The sequence below is a fragment of the Casimicrobium huifangae genome (genome assembly GCF_009746125.1).
Classification (GTDB): domain Bacteria; phylum Pseudomonadota; class Gammaproteobacteria; order Burkholderiales; family Casimicrobiaceae; genus Casimicrobium; species Casimicrobium huifangae.
The window spans coordinates 4,310,234-4,327,083 of sequence record NZ_CP041352.1; the positions used below are offsets into that span (position 1 = coordinate 4,310,234).

Sequence of the window (16,850 nt, forward strand, 5' to 3'; positions counted from 1 at the left end):
CACCTAAGCTCGCCGGCGTCTCGTACACACAGCGGCGATGCCAAACGTCATTACGACCAGTGCAAGCAACGCCCAGCCATCCAGTGTGGGTACCGACGTGGGTGTCAACGCGACAAAGGTCGCCGTTACGGTGCAGTCTGCAGCCAGCGCAGATGTGGTGTATGGATTTGACTGCGACGCGGCACCGCAGCCACTGGTCGTGAAGCCGCTGAATCGGTATCCCGACGTCGGCGTCGCCTGGCAGACGCTGGTACCGTTGACGCCTGTCAAAGGCGTGCAACTAACAGTGCCTGCACCGAGCGGACTCGCAACACCGGTGGCCACTGGCAGCGACAGCACGTTCGCAAATGCAGCGAGATACGGCGCGGGACTCCCGGCGAAAAGCACGTTGGTCAATACGACAGGCGCTGGCGAACCGACCCAGAGATAACCGGCTGGAGCATTCGGTCGCGTTAGTTGCGTGACCGTACATGTATTCGGCATCGTCGGCATGTTGGCCAGACTGTTCGAGGCGCTGGCGCCCAGTTGTCCGTGTATCGGTGTCGCAGCCGTTATCGTTCCACTCGCTGCGGGCTGTGACCATAAGTAGGCAGGGCCGCTGGGAGCGGTGCAGGAAATGCCATACGAGAATGCCCCGCTCACCGTGGGCTGCACCGTCGGCGTGGGCGTCGTCGTGACTGTGATGTCCACCGTGATGTTTGTGATACCGGCATGCGCAACCGATGCAAAGTGCGCCAGGCAAAGGAGCGCTACGCCAGTGAGTGTGGCCAACAGGCGGGATATTCGTGTCATGTTTTTCCTTGGGGACTGGATCGAAATCAGAATTTGGCGAGTGCGCCGGGCTGCAGCTTTGATGACCTGAAGGGCAACATCAGACAGTCGAGAACCGTGAGCGAAGGTGTCCCGCGAGCCCGCTTCGATGAAGGCAAACCCAACCGGAGATCAGGGGGCGATGCTCGATACGTCCGAAAGAGGCGATCCCACCACGCAAACACGGCGGCGTAGTTGGCGTTATGAAACTGCACTCTCGCGTCGTGATGAACACCATGCATGGCGGGGGTGACCACAAACCCCTTGACGAGTCGTTCGATACTTCCCGTCGCCGAACAGGTGGAGTGCTGCCACAGCTGCAGTGCGGTACTGATGACAACATAGAAGATCCAGCTTGCCGCCGGAATGCCAAGTAGCCACAGTGCGGGTAGTTGCACCAGCGTGACAACGAGCATCTGCCCCGGATGCTGGCGGAAGTGCGTGCTGGCGTTCATGTGCTCGTCGCTGTGATGCACCTGATGAAACCGCCAAAGCAACGGGACGGAGTGCATTGCGCGATGAATGACGTACATCAGCAGATCGAGAAGCAGCACGCCAGCGAGGACGCACAGCAAATATGAAATTGCAGGTATGTCCAGCGCGTTGAGCAAACCGGACCGTCCTGCCAGTGCCTTGCTGAACGCGGGTGAAAGCCAGGATGCAAACATCCAGGAGATCGCGAGCGCGCAGGCGAGCAGTGCGATGTTGACCCTCCAGCTGTATGCCCACGCGTCGCGACGACGCCGAGACTTTGCGGCCGTGTGAGGGAGTAATTCGAAAACAAGCGCCAGCGATGCAAGCAGCAGTACAACTGCCGTGGCGTGATCGTTCAGCCACTGTGCCGACGCAACCAGCAATTGCTCAACGGACATGGGCTGCAGACCAGTACGGGTGCGTAGCCGCCATCGCCATCACCACCAGCCCCATCAGCCACGAAGGCATGATGGCGATGAAGCCGCCACGATGTGCGGACCACCAGCGGCTGTCTGTTCCGGCAGGAAGCGTCAACCTGTTGCGACACCAGACATCAACGCACAGCATCACGACGCCGGCGATGGCGCCACTCGCCCGTTCACTGCCGGCGAATGGCAGATGACTGGTACCGACGCCCACCATGCCGGCCAGCAGCAGCATCAGGAACACCATGCCATTGAGGTGAAACACGTTCCGCTATTTGCTGCAAATCACTGCCGTGGTCGATGCCGACGACGAGGAAACGGTGTGAACGAGCGTCTTGCCCACCCAGATGCGGTCACCCGGCTCCAGGGAGTGCGTGGTGCTGGAGCGTGCGGACAAACTTGTATTGGTCGTGCTGCCCTTTTTCTGGATGGTGTACTTGGTTGTCTCACCGCACTTGTTCTCAACCTTGACCTGGATGTTTGAAGCTGCGAAAGCAACAGAGGTCAAGGCAGCAGCTACCGCCGCCAGAATTTGATAGCTAGTTTTCATGTGTGTAGACGTTGTCAGGAAATGAAGGGGTCGTCGCAGTGCGACGGGCGTCGGGGCAACGCGGCCATCTGCCTCAAGCGGGGGCTTGTCGAAGCAGACAACCGCGTTGTAGTGCCCACAGACAAAACGAAGTCTAGGCAGCGCCATTCACGCTGACCATTCAACGGACGGCTTAATGCGTTTGGTGTAGATCGAAGCCTGCAGTGACTGCCCTGAGCGCGGCCGCACCTGTGTGACGGCGCAACGCAGTGCACCCGAGCCCAAGGCGACCGCGACGTTGATGTCTGCGCGTGTCAGCACGTTGCCTACGAGATACGTGCTACCTGTGTACGTCGCGCTGACAACGTCCAGCTCAATGAGTTCGTAGAGCGCCTGCAATTGGGCGGCGCGGGATCAAGCCATCGCTGATGGGGTGTTTTCAGTGCGGGAACACCACGCTAGTAGCCGCATTGCACGGCCACCTCCATTGCAACGCACCCATCGGCAGTGACGCGCAACGACTGCGTTGGCGCTGTGGTCTGCGTCGGCGAACATGGCTGCGATGTGCGCCAACGCCATTAACTTGGCTTGCCGGTCGGGGCGAAGCCACTCCAACAAAACAAAAGGGCCGCAGATCGCGGCCCTTTGCAACGGATTGCCGTCGCGCGCATCAGTCGAAGCGGGAGCGATTGCCGGTTGTGCCGGGGTTCCTCTCGCGTTCGACCTTCCGCTTCTTGTTACTTCCCGTCACCCGGCACTTTGCCTTCCACGCCCTTGACGTAGAACTTGATGCCGCCGAGGAATTTGTCGTCAGCCTTGGCGTCCTTGGCGAGCACTTCCTTGCCGTCCTGACCGACGATCGGGCCGGTCCACGGGTGGAAGGTGCCTGCTTTGAGGCCGGCTTTGACTTCTTCGAGCTTCTTCTTGGCGTCTTCCGGAACGTCGGCCGCGACCGAGACGAAGTCAATCGCGCCTTCCTTCACGCCCCACCAGCTCTGGCCGGTTTCCCACTTGCCGTCGAGCACATCACGCACGGCCTTGATGTAATAGGGGCCCCAGTTGATCACCGCCGAGCCAAGGTGCGCCTTCGGGCCGTAGGCCGTCATGTCGCTGTCCCAGCCGAAGGCGCGCTTGCCCATCTTTTCGGCCGTCTGCAGCACGGCGGAGGAGTCGGTGTTCTGCATCAGCACGTCGGCGCCACCGTTGATCAGCGCGGTGGCGGCTTCGGTTTCTTTCGGTGGGTTGAACCATTCGTTGACCCAGACCACCTTGGTCTTGATCTTCGGGTTGACGCTCTGCGCACCGAGCGTGAAGCTGTTGATGTTGCGGATGACTTCCGGGATCGGAATCGAGCCGACCACACCGAGCGTATTGGTCTTGGTCATCTTGCCAGCAACGACGCCGGCCATGTAGGCGCCCTCATAGGTGCGGCTGTCGTAGGTGCGCATGTTGGGCGCGGTTTTATAGCCGGTGGCGTGTTCGAACTTCACGCCCGCGTTGTCGCCGGCGACTTTCAGCATGGGCTCCATGTAGCCGAACGTGGTGCCGAAGATGACCTTGTTGCCTTGACCGACGAGATCGCGGAACACACGCTCGGCGTCGGCGCTTTCCGGCACCTTCTCGACAAATGTCTTGGCATCGACCTTGTCACCGAATTCCTTCTCGACCGCCTTGCGGCCATTGTCGTGTGCAAAGGTCCAGCCGCCATCGCCCACCGGGCCGACGTAGGCGAAGGCCACTTTCAGCGGCTCGGCCTTCTTCGGCGCTTCGGCGGCAGGCGCCGGCTTGGCGGCCTCGGCCTTGGGTTCTTCCTTTTTGCCGCAGCCGGCCAGTGCGGCGACCAGTGCGGCTGCCACGCCGGCGGCGAGCAGGGTGCGTTTGCTATTCATTGGGTTTCCCTCTTGGTGTGAGATTTCAGTTGGAAAGACGGACGACTCGAAACAAAAACGGTGGCACAAGCCACAATTCTAGGAGCCCGGATAGAACGGCTTGCCGATTGAAGCCGGCATGTTGATGCGAATCCAGGTTGGGTTACGCGAAATCAGTGCCAGCACCACGATGGTGGCCACGTAGGGGGCCATCGACAGAAACTGACTGGGTATGTCCACCCCTTGGCTCTGCAGGTGAAACTGCATCATGGTGACACCGCCGAACAGATAGGCGCCAAACAGCACCCGCAACGGCCGCCAGGTGGCGAACGTGGTCAGCGCCAGCGCGATCCAGCCCTTGCCCGCGACCATGCCTTCTACCCAGAGCGGCGTGTAAATCACCGCCAGATAAGCGCCCGCCAACCCGCACATGGCCCCGCCAAAAAGAACCGCCAGCAACCGGATGCGTCGTACCGGATAGCCCAGCGCGTGCGCCGATTCGGGGCTTTCACCCACCGAGCGCAGCACCAAACCGGCGCGTGTGCGGTAGAGGAACCAGATGATGCCGACTGTCAATACGATGGCGAAGTAAACCATCGGATGCTGCTTGAACAGGGCCGGCCCGATGAAGGGAATATCGGCCAGACCCGGCACCGCAAAGTGCGGCCGTTCCGGCAGCTTTTCCTGCACGTAGCGGGTGCCAACGAACGCCGAAAAACCGGCACCGAACAGCGAGAGCGCAAGGCCGGTGGCGTACTGATTGGTGTTGAGCCAGATGACCAGCAGCGCAAAGAGTCCGGCCAGCAAGGCGCCAGCGCCCATGCCGGCAGCAAACCCCAGCCAGTCGTTGCCGGTATGCACGACCGTGGCGAAGCCGGCGATGGCGGCGCAGAGCATCATGCCCTCGGCGCCGAGGTTGACGATGCCGGATTTCTCGTTGATCAGCAGGCCGAGTGCGGCGATGGCAAGCACGGTGCCCGCATTGAGCGTGGCCGCAATCAGGAGCGCGTACTGTTCCATTATTTCGCTCCTCCGGCTTTGGCGGCAACGGTGCGCCTGATGCGATAAGCGATCAGTGTGTCGCAAGCCAGCAGCGTGAACAGCAGCAGGCCCTGGAACACGCCGGTCAATGACTTCGGCAAACCAAGCCGCGATTGCGCGAGCTCACCGCCGATGTAGAACATGCTCATCAGTACCGCCGAGAACACAATGCCAACCGGATGCAGGCGGCCGACGAACGCGACGATGATCGCGGCAAAGCCATAGCCCGCCGGCACATAGGGCGTGAGTTGCCCGATCGGTCCGGCCACTTCGATCGCGCCGGCCAGCCCAGCCATGCCACCAGACACCAGCAGCGCCGTCCACAGTGCGCGGCGTGACGAGAACCCGGCGTACTTCGCCGCATGCGGCGCCAGCCCACCCACCTGCAACTGAAAGCCGATGTAGGTGCGAAACATGTAAATCCACATGCCCGCCACGCCGAACAGCGCCACAAGCAGGCCCACGTTCACCCGCGAGCCGTCCATCAAGCGCGGAATCTGCGTCACTTTCTCGAACGTCTTGGTCTGCGGAAAGTTGTAGCCGTTCGGGTCTTTCCACGGCCCGTAGACGAGATAAGCCAGCACCAGTTCGGCCACGTAGACCAGCATCAGGCTGACCAGAATTTCACTGGCATTGAAGCGGTCACGCAGCAGCGCCACCAGCGCCGCCCACAACATGCCACCCAGCACGCCCGCCAGCACCACCAGCGGGATGATCCACGGCCCGGTTGATTTGTCCGCCAGCAACGCCACGCCACCGGCAGCAATCGCGCCGACCACGAACTGCCCTTCGGCACCGATGTTCCACACATTGGCGCGATAGCAGACGGCAAGCCCCAGCGCAATGAGCAACAGCGGCGTTGCCTTCACCGCCAGCTCCGACAACGCGTAGGCGGATTTGATCGGTTCCCAGAAGAACACGGTCAATCCCTTGACCGGATCCTTGCCCATCAGCAGGAAGATGCCGATGCCGATGATCACCGTGATCGCCAGCGCCAAGAGCGGCGAGGCGATGCCCCAGAATTTTGACGCCTGAGGGCGGGCTTCGAGTTTCAGCATGAGGGCATCCTCCGCCCGACCCGATCATGGTGAGCTTGTCGAACCGCGAACGCTTTTAGTCCCCTCTCCCTTGAGGGGAGAGGGCTAGGGAGAGGGTGACGGTGACGGTCGGGTTCCGAACACGAGCAATGAGTACCGCCAGCGCGCTTTGTGGCCGCGCGGGGCCAGTCCCTTTCTTTGCTTCGCCAAAGAAAGGAACCAAAGAAAGGCGACCCCGACGATTCGCCTGTTTCCTGCGGTGCTCGCGTCAGGCGGGCGTCGCAGAAATCGCCCGAAAGTTGCGCTGACGCGCAACCGGTGGACTCACACTGCGCCGCTTGGACCGCCTGCCGCTGCGCTCCTCGGGGCGAATCCACGGGGACCCGTTCGAATCGATGCTTGATCGCTTCGCGATGGGTCGCAAGGACGCGGTGGCGAGGGACGACGTTGCGACTGCTACTTGCACTGCACATCGCCGCTCACCTTCGGAAAAGCTTCTGTTCGTCCGGTCGTCGGCAAAAGGCCCAACGCTGGTCTCCCGAGTGCGTTAACGTTAACGAACCACAACCCCCGGGAAAGTCTGATTTCACTCAGGCCGTTGCTGCACACTTCTCGCGCTTTATTCAATACGTATTGCTCCATTTCCTCGAAGCTATTTACGAGCGGCGACCCTTGGAACTCGATGTAAGTGCGGTCATCTGGCATCTTGCCAACCAGAAAACCGAAGGGCTGCCTTGCTCCGTCTTGTTGCTGTGAGTACGGTACTGGAGCTACCCCGACGGACGCGCAAGCCGACAATGTCAACGTCAGAATTGCGCCACAGCAACGACCGAGAATCAGTATCGCCTTTTGACCAACGCCTGCTGTGGTGTAGTCCAGATGCCCAAATCCGGGTTTGCTGACGCTCATCGCGAAGCAATCATTTGTTGCGTTGGTTCGCCCCTTTACCCCGCCCCGAAGCGCGCAGTGTTGCGCGGTCCAAGCCGAAAACCATGAGCCCACTGGTTGCGCGTCAGCGCAACTTTCGGGCGATTTGTTTTCGGCCCGCGCAACGCGAGCACTGGAGGAAATCGGCGGGGTGCAGGGGCTAGCCTTTTGGTTACTTTTGGGCAATGCCAAAAGTAACTCGGCCGCCGGGCCGAGACCCGGCTTGCTGGCACCAGCGAGCAAGCGCAGGTTCATGCCGCCACCCCTCCCCACAATCCACTCATCCACTCGCCAATCTTCTCCACCGTCGCCTCGTTCGTCGCGATCGAGGGCGACAGCCGCCCCTTGGCGATCACGTGCATGCGGTCGCACACTTCAAACAGTTCATCGAGCTCTTCGCTGACCACCAGCACGGCGCAACCAGCGTCGCGCAGTTCAAGCAGTTCGCCGCGAATCTGCGCGGCGGCGCCGACGTCAACGCCCCAGGTGGGTTGCGAGACGATCAGCACTTTCGGCTTCGCGCTGATCTCGCGGCCGACGATGAATTTCTGCAGGTTGCCGCCGGAGAGGCTTTTCGCTTCCGATTGCGGGCCACCGGCCTTGACGTTGAACTTCTGGATGATGTCGGCGGCGAGCGCGGCTGTAGCCTTCGGCGATACCCAGCCGAGCGGGGGCCGGCCGACGAGCTGGCTGGCACGCGAGAGCAGTGTGTTCGACGCCAGCGAGAGCGTTGGCACCGCGCCACGACCCAAGCGCTCTTCGGGAACAAAGTGCAGGCCACCGGCCCGACGCACACGCGGGTTGCGGCGGGCGATGTCGTTGCCGAACAGGCGGATGCTGCCGGCCGGGGCGCGCGTGCTTTCGCCCGAGAGCGCAGCCAGCAGCTCCTGCTGGCCGTTGCCCGACACACCGGCGATGCCGACCACCTCACCAGCACGCACTTCGAACGCGATGTCACTCAGCGAGACACCAAACGGGTCGTCCGTCGCGATGCTGAGGTTCTGTGCCGACAGCGCGACAGCGCCGGTGCTCACCGCGCGGTGATTGAGCTTGGGCGGCTCGGCGCCAATCATCAGGCGCGACAGCGACGCATTGCTCTCGTTGCGCGGATCAACCGTGCCGGTGACTTTGCCGCCGCGCAGCACCGTGCAGTTGGTGCACAGCTCGCGAATTTCGTCGAGCTTGTGACTGATGTAGAGGATGCTGCAGCCGGTCGCCGCGAGCTGACGCAGCGTGACGAACAGCGTGCGCACCGCCTGTGGCGTCAGCACCGATGTCGGCTCATCGAGGATAAGCACTTTCGGATCGGTTAACAGCGCACGCACGATCTCGACGCGCTGCCGCTCGCCGACCGACAGCGAATGCACCGGGCGGTCGGGTTCAAGGTCGAGGCCGTATTCCTTCGCCTTGCGCACCGTGCGTTCGCGTACATCCGCGAGCGAGAGCGATTTGTCGAGGCCGAGCCAGATGTTCTCGGCCACGGTCACCGTCTCGAACAGCGAAAAGTGCTGGAACACCATGCTGATGCCGCGTGCACGCGCTTCCTGCGGGTTGCGAATATGGCTCGGCTTGCCGTCGAAGCGCACCTCGCCTTCGTCCGGCTTGACGGCGCCATAGATGATTTTCATCAGCGTCGATTTGCCGGCGCCGTTCTCGCCGAGCACGGCGTGAATTTCGCCGGGTGCGACCACCAGGCTGACGTCACTATTGGCCACCACGCTCGGGTAGCGCTTGGTGACGTTTTTGACTTCAAGGCGCGGGGTGCTCATCGCCAAGCCTTGTTGACGACGGTTGCAGCCTGACAACTCTGTGCTGCAACCCTCATCAGCACGGGGCTAGCAAGGAATTTTTGGCTGAAGTCGACTTTTGCCATTTTCACGCTTCAGCCCGCATTGGAATGTGGGTTCGCGGCAAAAGCTGCTGCCGTGCAATCAGTTCGGACGCGACACTCACTGCAATGACCCCCGGATGTTTGCTGGCTGCCCAGCGCTGAGCTGCTGGCGTGACGGCTGCGGACCGCGCCGCGGGCTGACCGATCGGCGAGACCATGCGTGCGATCTCATTGTCCGACAGGCCGCGAGCGGCAAGGCGTTTGCGAAATGTAGCTGCTTTCGTGCCAGAGCCGATCACGCCGACGTAGCCAAGGTCGTCGCGACGCAGCAGTGCCAGCGTGATGTCGAAATCGAGCGCGTGCGAATGGGTCAGCACCAGCACGTCCGCAGCCGCCGGGATGCGCGCGGCCTCGCGCGCAGGATCATCGGTGGCGACCAGGCGCACGCCCGCCGGCAGCGCAGCCGGAAACGGCTCCTCGCGTGAGTCAACCCAGGTGACGCGGCACGGCAACGCCGCCAGCACCTGCACGATCGCCCGGCCAACATGCCCGGCGCCAAACACCCAGACATGCCACGGCGTGAACGCCAGATCGAGCGCTGCAACGCCGCCACTGTCCAGCGGCAGTGACCACTGGAAGCGTCCGCCGCGCTCGGCGGTGTCAGCCAGCCGCTGCCAGTCGGCACGATCAGCGGCCTGCACCGGTACAAAGGTCAACTCGACGGCGCCGCCACAGCATTGCCCCAGCGCCGGCCCGAGCGGAAAGTGGCGCCGGGTTGCCAGCGTCTGCCGCGCAGCTATGCATTCGCGCGCAAACTCAATGGCCTTGTATTCGAGATGCCCGCCACCGATGGTGCCGCTGGCGTCGTCCGCCGTGACCAGCATCGCGGCGCCGGCTTCGCGCGGGACCGAGCCACGTGCACTGCTGATGCAGACCCAGATGGCGGGAACCCGGCCGTCGAGTGTCGCCACAATTTGTGCGGCAACGCTAAGCACGGCCCGATTCCAGACGATCAAGATACTCGTCGATAGTGGTGCCGTCCGGGAAGATCATGCCGCCTATCGTCGTCCACCGTGCCATCCTGGCCTTGACCTCGTCAACTGCGCGCAGAATCGCCTCCGCCGTTGCGGGCGCAGTGAGTTGCGGTGCAGCGCGATAGTCGCCAGCGGCACTCACCGCATCGCGAACTGCGTGGTAGACGGCAAACGCAAGCATGAACGGCGGCTCACCCACCGCCTTGCTGCGATAGATGGTGTCTTCGCGGTTGGGCGAGTTCTCCACCAGCCCGACATTGAAAATTTCCGGCACGTCGGCGGCGGTCGGAATCTTGTAGGTGCTCGGCGCATGGGTGGTGAGCACGCCCTTGGCATTCCACACCAGCTCTTCGCCGGTCAGCCAGCCCATACCCTGAATGAAGGCGCCTTCGACCTGCCCCTTGTCGAGCGCCGGGTTGAGCGAGCTGCCGACGTCGTGCAGAAGATCAACGCGCTCCACCTTCATCTCACCGGTCAGCGTGTCGATCGCCACCTGCGCGCAGGCGGCGCCATAGGCAAAGTAGTAGAACGGCCTGCCCTTGAAAGTCTTCACGTTCCAGTGAATCTTTGGCGTGCGATAAAAGCCCTGCGCCGACAATGACACGCGACCGAACCAGGCCTTGTGCGCCAGATCATCAAAGGTCCAGCGCTGCAAACCGTCCGCAGTGTCGGCCTCGACACCGTCCGCCACAAAACGCACGGCACCAGAATCAACGCCCCACTTCTGCGCCACGAATTCCGCCAGCCGCGCACGCAGTTTGCGGCAGGCATCTTTGGCAGCCATGCCGTTGAGATCGCTGCCACTGGACGCTGCCGTGGCGCTGGTGTTGGGCACCTTGCTGGTGTCGGTCGCCGACACGCGCACGCGCGCGGGCACCACGCCCAGCTCCTCGGCCACCACCTGCTGCACCTTGGTGAACAGGCCCTGACCCATCTCGGTGCCGCCATGGTTGACGATGATCGAACCGTCGGAATAGATATTGACCAGCGCACCGGCCTGATTGAGGTGCGTCGCGTTGAACGAGATACCGAATTTCACCGGCGTCAATGCAATGCCACGCTTGACGATCGGGCTCGCGTCGTTCTGGGCGCGCAAGGCGGCGCGACGCGCGCGATAGTCACTGCGGCGCTCCAGCTCGGGCACGATGTCATGCAGGATGTTGTCTTCGACCGGCTGACCGTAATGCGTTTCGTTGCGGTCAGCGAGGCCGTAGAAGTTGACAGCGCGCACATCAAGCGGATCGCGGCCGAGTGCGTGAGCGATTTCGTCCATGATCTGCTCGATCAGGAACATGCCCTGCGGCCCGCCAAAGCCACGGAACGCGGTGTTCGAGACTTTGTGCGTTTTGCACAGAAAGTTGCGGATGCGCACATGCTCCAGGTAGTACGCATTGTCAACGTGGCACACCGCGCGCGCATTGACCGGGCCCGAGAGATCGGCCGAATACCCGCAGTCGGACGCCAGCATGAAGTCAGCGCCGAGAATGCGCCCACGCTCGTCGTAGCCGACGTCGTACTCAAACTGGAACGGATGCCGCTTGCCGGTGATGATCATGTCGTCATCGCGGTCAAGCCGCAGCTTCACCGCGACGCCGAGCTTCGACGCCGCAATCGCCACCAGCGCCGCGAACAGCGCGGGTTGTGACTCCTTGCCGCCGAAGCCACCGCCCATGCGACGGCATTCGACGCGAATCTTCGCGTCCGCCACGCCCATCGCACGCGACACGATGTGCTGCACCTCGGTCGGATGCTGGGTTGAGCAGTGAATGTGCAATTGCCCGTCTTCCAGCGGGATGGCAAGCGCGACATGACCTTCGAGATAAAAGTGGTCCTGCCCGCCGTGCTGTGTTTTGCCCTGCAGACGATGCGGTGCGCTGGCCAAGGTAGCATCGGCATCGCCACGTCCGGTGGTGACCGGATCGAGCACGTAACTTTTCGCGGCCAGTGCGTCGTCGATACTGAGGATTGGCGTGCGGAGGTCGAGATCCCATTTCGCCAGACGCGCAGCCTTGCGGGCCTTGAGATGGCTGTCGGCCACCACAAGGAATACCGGCTGGCCGTGATACTCGATCAGATCAGTGGCGAGGATGGGATCGTCAAGCTTGATGCCGCCGTAGTTGTTCACTGCGGGCACGTCCGCCGCCGTGAACACAGCCACCACACCCGGCGCCGCGCGTACCGCCGCCAGATCGACATTGCGTAGCCCGGCGTGCGCTGCGGGCGCGTAGCCGATGACGGCGGCGAGCGTACCGCGCGGGGCTGCGATGTCGTCGGTGTAGACCGCCTCGCCGGTGACGTGCAGATGCGCGGACTCGTGGCGCTGCGACACCGCGATGGCACCGCCTGCGAAGTCGATGTTCTTCTGGACGGGATCGGTCACGGTGTTCATAAAGCCCCCTGTAGGAGCGGCTCCGCCGCGACCCTGTCTGGATGACCGCTGCGCTGTCGCGGCAGAGCCGTTCCTACAGTTGTTTGCCCGACATCAACACACCCGCACCTCTGTCCTCTTGTCGCTTGCTTCGAGCCAGAAGCGCAGCAGCAGATTCTGTGCGATCTGCATACGGTACGCCGCCGTCGCCCGCATGTCAGACATCGGCGTAAAGTCGTGCGTCATCGCCTGCATGGCCGCACGCACGGTCGCTTCGTTCCACGGCTGGTCAATGAGCGCACGCTCGGTAGCGGCGGCGCGCTTCGGAATACCTGCGACACCACCGTAGCCGATGCGGGCGCTCGTCACGACGCCGCCGTCGATCATGATGGCATACGCCGCGAACACGGCGGAGATGTCCTGCTCGTTGCGCTTTGAGTTCTTGTAGGCAGCGACCACAAACTCGCCAGTCGCGGGTGACGGTCGTGGCGGCAACAGGATCGCTTCAATCCACTCGCCCGGTCGCCGTGACTGCTTCTTGTAGTCAACGTAAAGGTCTTCCAGCGCAATGGTTCGCGTTTCCTCGCCGCGTCGCAGCACCACGCGCGCACCCAGCGCCATCAGCGCGGGCATTGAATCGCCAATCGGCGAGCCGTTGGCGACGTTGCCGCCGAGCGTGCCGCTGGACCGGATCGGGCGCGATGCGAAACGCGTCCACACCTGCGCCAGCTCCGGGTAGACGCGGTTCATGGCGCGGAATGCTGCCTCCAGCGGCGCCGCTGCGCAAATACGCAGGCCGTCCGCCGTCTCGTCGATGACTTTCAGCGCAGCAACTTCGCCGGTGTAGATGATCGTCGCGCTGGTCTGTAGCGCCTTGGTGATCCACAAGCCAATATCGGTGCCGCCACCGAGAAGCCACGCGTCGGGATGCGCCAGTACCACCTCGGCCAGTTCGGGCACGCTGCGCGGCGCCAGGAAGTTGCCGCGGGAAGATGTCAGGACAAGCGCTTCGCTGCGCTGCAACGCGACCAGTCGCGCTGCAAGCTCGGCCTCGCCGGGCATCGGCTCGCCGCCCCCCGCCGGTGTCGCCGGCGCGAATCGCCAACGCTCCGTTTCGCTACCGGCGCTTTGAGTAGCGAGTTCCGCCTGCTGGTACATCACCTGCGCGGCGTCGAGAATCGGCCGGTAGCCGGTGCAGCGGCAGAGATTCCCGGAAATGGCCTCGCAGACGGCCGCGCGCGTGGGCGACGCCTCCGTCTTGAACACCGCGAACAGTGACATCACGAAACCCGGCGTGCAGAAGCCGCACTGCGAGCCATGACAGTCCACCATCGCCTGCTGCACCGGATGCAGCGCACCGCTGGCGGCCTTGAGGCCTTCCACGGTGAATACCGCCTTGCCGTCGAGCGTGGGCAGCAGGCGGATGCAGGCGTTGATCGGCGCCAGTTGCACACGGTCGCGACCGGCAGCGTCCTTCGCCAGCTCGCCGACCACGACGGTGCATGCACCGCAATCGCCCTCGGCGCAGCCCTCTTTGGTGCCAGTGCGGTGCATGTCCTCGCGCAGCCAGTCGAGCAGCGTGCGATGCGGGTCGACACCGGTCAACTCAACCAATGATCCGTTCAGCAGAAAGCGCAGATAGTTGCCCGATGACGCCATGAAAACACAGTGCATGCAAATTTCATGCACTATAGCCGCACGTTATCGCCCGGCTGATAAGCTTCGCCTTATTTCAGGCATCAGCGTCGGGACAGGCGCACGCCGGGGCGCGACGGGGACGACATGGCCGAGCCGCTGGACACCCATCTGTTGCGGGTGCTGTATCTGGTGCTGCAGGAGCGCAGTGTTTCGCGCGCCGCCGACCGACTCGGCATCACACAGCCCGCCGTCAGCAGCGCCTTGAAACGGCTGCGCGAAATCACCGGCGACGAACTGCTGGTGCGCACCCGCAACGGCATGACGCCCACCGAACGCGCGGAAGGCCTGCTTGGCCCCACCCGTGCCGCGCTCGACGCCATCGACAGCATCCTCGTGCAGGCCGAGCCCTTCGAGCCGGCGAAGTCAAAGCGGGTCTTTGGCGTTGGTGCGCCTGACTACTTCGACGCCTTTTTCCTCTCCAACCTGATCGAACGCTTCCGTCGCGCGGTTCCCAATGGCCGTCTGAACGTGCGGCCACTGTCGCTGGATGTGGATTTCGAGCGGCTGCTGGAAGAAGGTGAGCTGGACGTGGTGATCGGCAACTGGCCGCGCCCGCCGGAATATCTGCGCACTACGCCGCTGTTCGACGATGAAGTGGTCTGCATGGTCTCGGAGCGGCATCCGCTGGCAAAGAAAGAGGCCATCAGCGCCGACGACTATCTGGGTGCGCAACACCTGGCGCCGGTGCGCTATGCTGGTGGCGTGCGCGGTGCCATTGACGACCACCTGCACAAGCTTGGCGTGAAGCGCGACATCCGCGTCTCGCTGCCGTACTTTCACGTGGCGCCCTACGTGCTGATTACGACCGATCTGATCTTCACCACCGGTCGCCGCTTCGCCGCACACTACGCCAAATTCCTGCCGATCCGCATCCTGCCGGCGCCGTTGGACTTCCCGCCGCTGCGTTTCTATCAGCTCTGGCATGAGCGCACCCACACGGCGCCCGCCGCACGCTGGCTGCGCGAACAGGTGGCTTCCGTGGCGACAGCCTGAACGCGACGTATCCTGCCGCTCGTTCAGACGGCAAGGGGAATGGGCTTTCCGGCACACCAATTGCTCACCCATCACCGACCGCGCTTTGATTGGCGCCCAATCTTGCAAAGAAAGTTCATCATGAAGAGTTTTGCCCGCTGTCTGACCGTCGCGCTTGCCACCGTCGTCGCTGCTGGCGCGCCGGTAGCCCACGCCCAAACGGCCCTTGACGACATCCTCAAGGCAAAGGAAATCAAGATCGCCATCCCGACCGACTTTCCGCCCTACGGCTTTGTTGGTACCGACCTCAAACCACAGGGGCTCGACATCGACATGGCGAATTACATTGGCGGCAAGCTCGGCGTGAAAGTTGAACTGGTCGTCGTCACCAGCGCCAACCGCATCCCGTACCTGCAAACCAAAAAGGCCGATCTGGTGATCTCCACGCTCGGCAAGAACCCCGAGCGCGAGAAGGTGATTGACTTCACCGCCGCGTATTCGCCGTTCTTCCAGGCCGTGTTTGGCCCGAAAAACGTGACCGTCAAGGGCGCGGCTGACCTTGCTGGCAAAAGCATCGGCGTCACCCGCGGCGCCATCGAGGACATGGAGCTGACCAAGATCGCCCCCAGCGGCGCCGACATCAAGCGCTTCGAGGACAACAACGCCACCGTCAGCGCCTTCGTCTCCGGCCAGACCGTGCTGATGGCGACCGGTGCCTCGGTCGCGGGCAACATGATGGCGCGTAACCCGAACCTCTCTGCCGAATACAAATTCGTACTGAAAGATTCGCCGAACTTCATCGGCGTCGCCAAGGGAGAAGACAAACTGCGCCTCAAGGTGAACGAGATCATCGCAGCCGCAAAAGCATCCGGCGACATCGACAAGATGGCGCAGAAATGGCTCGGGCGCCCGGCGGGGGAGTTGCCGAATTAGTCGCGCTTTGCGCGACAGGACGAAAGACCAATGACGAATGACGAAACAGTGAGTGCCTACTTCGCGCCCTGTCGAAGGCTTTTTGCTTTGCTTCGCATGTCGACTACGCGATTGCTATACGTCACTCGTCCTTCGTCTTTCGTCCTTGTTTCACCGTCCTTCGTCATTCGTCTCTCGTCATCCGCGCCAAAGGCGCGGCACCCATGAAAATCGAACTCGACTTCCTCGCTGTCCTCGCGCAGTGGCCGCTGCTGGTCAAGGGTGTGGCGTGGACGCTTGGGTTGACGGCGCTTTCCGCCGTGCTCGGCGGCATCGTTGGCGTCGTCTGCGCATGGGCGCGTGCGTATGGCGCAAAGCCGCTGGCACGGATTGCCGCGACCTATGTGGAACTGGTGCGCAACACGCCGTTCATCGTGCAACTGTTCTTCGTGTTTTTTGGCCTGCCAGCGGCAGGCGTCAAGCTCACGCCAGAGATCGCCAGCATCATCGCGATGGTGGTCAACCTCGGCGCTTACGCCACCGAGATCGTGCGCGCCGGGCTGGATGCCACGCCGCGCGGGCAGTACGACGCGGCAAAGGCGCTCGGCCTCAATCGCCTGCAAATGTTCCGTCTGGTCGTGCTGCCGCCCGCGCTCGCCAAGGTGTGGCCCGCGATGGTGTCGCAGATCATCATCGTGATGTTGGGCTCGGCCGTCTGTGGGCAAATCTCCACTGAGGAGTTGAGTTACGCCGCCAACCTGATCCAGAGCCGCAACTTCCGTGCGTTCGAGAGCTTCATCATCGCCGGCGCGATCTATCTGCTGCTGGCGATTGCGGTGCGCCGCGTGCTGACCTGGGTCGGGCCGCGATTCCTGTTTGGTGCGTCGGCAAAGGCGGGGGCACGCTGATGCTTTCCTATTGCCG

14 protein-coding genes and 1 pseudogene are annotated in these 16,850 nt (G+C 62.8%); 3 read left to right on the forward strand and 12 right to left on the reverse strand.

Annotation, left to right across the window (positions count from 1 at the left end; all coding sequences use genetic code 11):
• Positions 1-3 precede the first annotated feature (3 nt).
• The 12 genes and pseudogenes from FKL89_RS19475 to xdhA form a co-directional block, all read right to left on the reverse strand.
• Entirely contained in the window at positions 4-792 is a 789-nt protein-coding gene (locus FKL89_RS19475) for an InlB B-repeat-containing protein (protein ID WP_156864369.1), read from the reverse strand.
• A gap of 26 nt (positions 793-818) precedes the next feature.
• Positions 819-1,478, reverse strand: a complete 660-nt coding sequence (locus FKL89_RS19480) for a sterol desaturase family protein (protein WP_162527597.1) — start codon at positions 1,476-1,478, stop codon at positions 819-821.
• Between the two features lie 193 nt (positions 1,479-1,671).
• The gene (locus FKL89_RS19485) at positions 1,672-1,974 is read right to left on the reverse strand and encodes a hypothetical protein (protein ID WP_156864371.1); all 303 of its coding nucleotides are present in this window, start codon (positions 1,972-1,974) and stop codon (positions 1,672-1,674) included.
• Between the two features lie 6 nt (positions 1,975-1,980).
• Positions 1,981-2,259: an FHA domain-containing protein gene (locus FKL89_RS19490; protein WP_156864372.1), complete on the reverse strand. Its 279-nt coding sequence runs from the start codon at positions 2,257-2,259 to the stop codon at positions 1,981-1,983.
• Between the two features lie 716 nt (positions 2,260-2,975).
• Positions 2,976-4,127 carry a BMP family ABC transporter substrate-binding protein gene (locus FKL89_RS19495; RefSeq protein ID WP_156864373.1) on the reverse strand — a complete coding sequence of 384 codons (1,152 nt, stop codon included), beginning with the start codon at positions 4,125-4,127 and terminating at the stop codon, positions 2,976-2,978.
• Positions 4,128-4,205: 78 nt separating this feature from the next.
• On the reverse strand, positions 4,206-5,126 hold the full coding sequence (locus FKL89_RS19500) for an ABC transporter permease (protein WP_156864374.1): 921 nt from the start codon (positions 5,124-5,126) through the stop codon (positions 4,206-4,208).
• The gene (locus tag FKL89_RS19505) at positions 5,126-6,205 is read right to left on the reverse strand and encodes an ABC transporter permease (protein WP_156864375.1); all 1,080 of its coding nucleotides are present in this window, start codon (positions 6,203-6,205) and stop codon (positions 5,126-5,128) included. Before FKL89_RS19505 ends, FKL89_RS19500 begins: the two co-directional genes overlap by 1 nt.
• Before the next feature lie 435 nt (positions 6,206-6,640).
• Positions 6,641-7,366: a hypothetical protein gene (locus FKL89_RS19510; RefSeq protein WP_156864376.1), complete on the reverse strand. Its 726-nt coding sequence runs from the start codon at positions 7,364-7,366 to the stop codon at positions 6,641-6,643.
• Positions 7,363-8,880, reverse strand: a complete 1,518-nt coding sequence (locus tag FKL89_RS19515; RefSeq protein ID WP_156864377.1) for an ABC transporter ATP-binding protein — start codon at positions 8,878-8,880, stop codon at positions 7,363-7,365. The genes FKL89_RS19510 and FKL89_RS19515 overlap by 4 nt, the downstream gene beginning before the upstream one ends.
• Positions 8,881-8,986: 106 nt before the next feature.
• Complete coding sequence (gene xdhC, locus FKL89_RS19520) at positions 8,987-9,937, reverse strand: xanthine dehydrogenase accessory protein XdhC (RefSeq protein WP_238363437.1); 951 nt, start codon at positions 9,935-9,937, stop codon at positions 8,987-8,989.
• Positions 9,938-10,016: 79 nt separating this feature from the next.
• Positions 10,017-12,365: pseudogene (gene xdhB, locus FKL89_RS19525) on the reverse strand (xanthine dehydrogenase molybdopterin binding subunit); the annotation flags it as partial.
• Positions 12,366-12,458: 93 nt separating this feature from the next.
• Positions 12,459-14,018 (reverse strand): xanthine dehydrogenase small subunit, encoded by a 1,560-nt coding sequence (gene xdhA, locus FKL89_RS19530; RefSeq protein WP_238363438.1) that lies wholly within the window; start codon positions 14,016-14,018, stop codon positions 12,459-12,461.
• A 108-nt stretch (positions 14,019-14,126) separates the two neighbouring features.
• Between xdhA and FKL89_RS19535 the strand changes: the two genes are divergently transcribed.
• From FKL89_RS19535 to FKL89_RS19545, 3 genes are all read left to right on the forward strand, one after another.
• On the forward strand, positions 14,127-15,035 hold the full coding sequence (locus tag FKL89_RS19535; protein WP_156864379.1) for a LysR family transcriptional regulator: 909 nt from the start codon (positions 14,127-14,129) through the stop codon (positions 15,033-15,035).
• 120 nt (positions 15,036-15,155) lie between these two features.
• A complete protein-coding gene (locus FKL89_RS19540; RefSeq protein ID WP_156864380.1) occupies positions 15,156-15,947 on the forward strand; it encodes a transporter substrate-binding domain-containing protein in 792 nt (263 codons plus the stop codon).
• A gap of 203 nt (positions 15,948-16,150) precedes the next feature.
• Positions 16,151-16,834, forward strand: a complete 684-nt coding sequence (locus FKL89_RS19545; protein WP_156864381.1) for an amino acid ABC transporter permease — start codon at positions 16,151-16,153, stop codon at positions 16,832-16,834.
• The last annotated feature ends 16 nt before the right edge of the window (positions 16,835-16,850 follow it).

Excerpts from the sequence above, each read along its gene's own strand:
- FKL89_RS19475 (WP_156864369.1), bottom strand. The coding sequence starts at position 792 with ATGACACGAATATCCCGCCTGTTGGCCACACTCACTGGCGTAGCGCTC.
- FKL89_RS19480 (WP_162527597.1), bottom strand. The coding sequence starts at position 1,478 with ATGTTTGCATCCTGGCTTTCACCCGCGTTCAGCAAGGCACTGGCAGGA.
- FKL89_RS19490 (WP_156864372.1), bottom strand. The coding sequence starts at position 2,259 with ATGAAAACTAGCTATCAAATTCTGGCGGCGGTAGCTGCTGCCTTGACC.
- FKL89_RS19495 (WP_156864373.1), bottom strand. The coding sequence starts at position 4,127 with ATGAATAGCAAACGCACCCTGCTCGCCGCCGGCGTGGCAGCCGCACTG.
- FKL89_RS19500 (WP_156864374.1), bottom strand. The coding sequence starts at position 5,126 with ATGGAACAGTACGCGCTCCTGATTGCGGCCACGCTCAATGCGGGCACC.
- FKL89_RS19505 (WP_156864375.1), bottom strand. The coding sequence starts at position 6,205 with ATGCTGAAACTCGAAGCCCGCCCTCAGGCGTCAAAATTCTGGGGCATC.
- FKL89_RS19510 (WP_156864376.1), bottom strand. The coding sequence starts at position 7,366 with ATGAACCTGCGCTTGCTCGCTGGTGCCAGCAAGCCGGGTCTCGGCCCG.
- FKL89_RS19515 (WP_156864377.1), bottom strand. The coding sequence starts at position 8,880 with ATGAGCACCCCGCGCCTTGAAGTCAAAAACGTCACCAAGCGCTACCCG.
- xdhA (WP_238363438.1), bottom strand. The coding sequence starts at position 14,018 with ATGCACTGTGTTTTCATGGCGTCATCGGGCAACTATCTGCGCTTTCTG.
- FKL89_RS19535 (WP_156864379.1), top strand. The coding sequence starts at position 14,127 with ATGGCCGAGCCGCTGGACACCCATCTGTTGCGGGTGCTGTATCTGGTG.
- FKL89_RS19540 (WP_156864380.1), top strand. The coding sequence starts at position 15,156 with ATGAAGAGTTTTGCCCGCTGTCTGACCGTCGCGCTTGCCACCGTCGTC.
- FKL89_RS19545 (WP_156864381.1), top strand. The coding sequence starts at position 16,151 with ATGAAAATCGAACTCGACTTCCTCGCTGTCCTCGCGCAGTGGCCGCTG.